This window comes from Syntrophorhabdaceae bacterium (assembly GCA_028713955.1).
Lineage (GTDB): Bacteria > Desulfobacterota > Syntrophorhabdia > Syntrophorhabdales > Syntrophorhabdaceae > UBA5609.
The window spans coordinates 1-2,758 of the sequence record JAQTNJ010000342.1 but is presented as its reverse complement, the minus strand read 5'-3'; the positions used below and the strand labels follow the sequence as shown (position 1 = coordinate 2,758).

2 protein-coding genes and 1 rRNA gene are annotated in these 2,758 nt (G+C 49.6%); all 3 read right to left on the bottom strand.

Features of this window, described 5'->3' with window-relative positions:
* Positions 1-1,443, bottom strand: a 16S ribosomal RNA gene (locus PHU49_16760); the annotation flags it as partial.
* Between the two features lie 325 nt (positions 1,444-1,768).
* The gene (locus tag PHU49_16755; protein MDD5245661.1) at positions 1,769-2,170 is read right to left on the bottom strand and encodes a hypothetical protein; all 402 of its coding nucleotides are present in this window, start codon (positions 2,168-2,170) and stop codon (positions 1,769-1,771) included.
* A 12-nt stretch (positions 2,171-2,182) separates the two neighbouring features.
* On the bottom strand, positions 2,183-2,758 hold a 576-nt coding region (locus PHU49_16750; protein ID MDD5245660.1), incomplete at its 5' end, for a hypothetical protein.

The window sequence follows — 2,758 nt, the reverse complement described above, 5'->3', positions numbered from 1 at the left end:
AACTTCGGTGACTTGACGGGCGGTGTGTACAAGACCCGGGAACGTATTCACCCTATCGTGGCTGATACAGGGTTACTAACGATTCCGGCTTCATGCAGGCGAGTTGCAGCCTGCAATCTGAACTGGGGTCGGCTTTAGGGATTGGCTCCGCCTCGCGGCATCGCGACCTTTTGTACCGACCATTGTAGCACGTGTGTAGCCCCAGACGTAAGGGCCGTACTGACTTGACGTCATCCCCACCTTCCTCCGCTTTATCAGCGGCGGTCTCCTTAGAGTGCGCACTGTCCGAAGACAGTGTTGGCAACTAAGGATAGGGGTTGCGCTCGTTGCGGGACTTAACCCAACATCTCACGACACGAGCTGACGACAGCCATGCAACACCTGTGTACCGACCTCTTGCGAGGGGGCCCTACTTTCATAGGGCTTTCCAGTACATGTCAAGTCTGGGTAAGGTTCCACGCGTATCGTCGTATTGAACCACATGCTCCACCGTTTGTGCGGGTCCCCGTCAATTCCTTTGAGTTTCAGCCTTGCGACCGTACTCCCCAGGCGGGACACTTAATGCGTGAGCTTTGGCACCGAAGGGTTTAACCCCCCCAACACCTAGTGTCCATCGTTTACGGCCAGGACTACCGGGGTATCTAATCCCGTTTGCTCCCCTGGCTTTCGTCCCTCAGCGTCAGTAGTGATCCAGTAAAGCGCCTTCGCGACTGGTGTTCCTCCCGATCTCTGCAGATTTCACCCTTACACCGGGAATTCCCTTTACCCCTATCACACTCGAGCCTGAAAGTTTTGAATGCAGTTCCACAGTTAAGCTGTGGGATTTCACATCCAACTTTTCAGGCCGCCTACGGACCCTTTACGCCCAATAAATCCGAACAACGCTTGCCACCTCTGTATTACCGCGGCTGCTGGCACAGAGTTAGCCGTGGCTTCCTCTGCAGGTACTGTCAAAGCTCTCAGTTATTCACCAAAAGCTTGTTCTCCCCTGCTGACAGGAGTTTACAACCCGAAGGCCTTCATCCTCCACGCGGCGTCGCGTCGTCAGGGTTTCCCCCATTGCGAAAGATTCTCGACTGCAGCCACCCGTAGGTGTCTGGACAGTGTCTCAGTTCCAGTGTGGCTGACCATCCTCTCAGACCAGCTACCCGTCTTAGCCTTGGTGAGCCATTACCTCACCAACTAGCTGATAGGCCGCGGGCCCATCCAAGGGTGATAGGTCCTTACGGATCCCCATCTTTCCCCTGCACTTCGAAAAGTGCAGGACGTATCCGGTATTAGCCCGTCTTTCGACAGGTTATCCCGAACCCTAGGGCAGGTAACCCACGTGTTACTCACCCTTTCGCCACTAAACTTCCGAAAAAGCTAGAAGTTCCGTTCGACTTGCATGCCTAATCCACGCCGCCAGCGTTCGTTCTGAGCCAGGATCAAACTCTCCGAAAAGAGTATTTGATCCGTGTCCTGTCTTCCGACAGGACAGTTGCAAAACTTACATTCCGGCTCCGCACACAAAAATGAGAAAGAACAACCCTTCGAGACAAAAATTCCCTTGAAGAGAAAGCGTCAAGAAAGGAACTGGGAAAATTTTAAAGAAGTAATTCAGGAAATACTCGACTGCCCCATTCCTTTGAGGTGCCGTGCATTATAGGTACAACCGAAATCGTGTCAAGTGTTTATAAAAAATATTTTGGCTTATTTCAGAACCCGGAGAAGCCTACCCGAAAGAGACCGATTTAGCAAGTCTGCGCACCATATTTTTAAAAAAAAATTACGTCTTCCGGAAGGTTTTCCCAAGAAAGCCACGTGTGTCTTTTTGGCCCAACGCTTTATCGTAAAAATCTTCCATAGAGACCTTTCGAACAGGCCGGTATAAATAGAAAGCTTCATACATGTATCCAAAGATCCCGCGGTCCACCGAAAAGATTTTTTGATAAAAATAATCCTGATCCTGTTCTGATCGCAAAGGTTTTTCGAAAAGAAAGAGTTTTTTATTCAACTCGCCAAAGTACAGCCTTGTCTTTTCCACGGCCTTTTCTGGCGGCAGCTGATCGCAAGCGGCCAGTTCCTTGGCGGAGTAATAATAGGGGGCAAAACTTTCGGTACATGGATTCCAAAATTTCACATGCGGGAGATAAGGCAAAAGCCCAACGGCCGTGCGCTGGGGCGCCACAACGGAATATCCTTAACTAAAAATATGCTTTTTTTCATCCAGCTGTTCGATGGCTAAAGCCATTCGTTTTGCGCCGGAAAAATCGAGGTGATATTCCAATTCATAAACAAAATAAACGTTCCGGAGCCCTAATAGAAAACAGATCGCCATGAGGATTAGTGCGCCGCTTCTTGCGCGCTGAGCCCAAAAAATCAAAGCCTCTTTCTTCTTTTTTAAAAAAGGCCCCAATTCTTGCGGATAGTCCTGCGCGATCCAAAGAACAAAGACAATGCTTATAAGAATGAACCCGTGATGCCGGTAATCACCCGCCTGTACAAACAAGAATGCACCGAAGAGGCTGGTTAAAGAGATCGCCAATATTAAAAAACAAAGCGGTCTCCCGAGGAAAGAAACGAAGACCAGCCCTAAAATTAAATAAGCGATAGCGGCCGCCAACATGGTAAGCGCTATGGAATGCGCGGTGATATTAAAAAATGGGAAAAACGCATTAATAAGCGAAACCGCAGCGGTCCGCATATCGAATATTTGCCGCATACCATATTCCGCGTGATCGAATGGCAACGAGTGCGCTATCCAAAAGGCCACGGC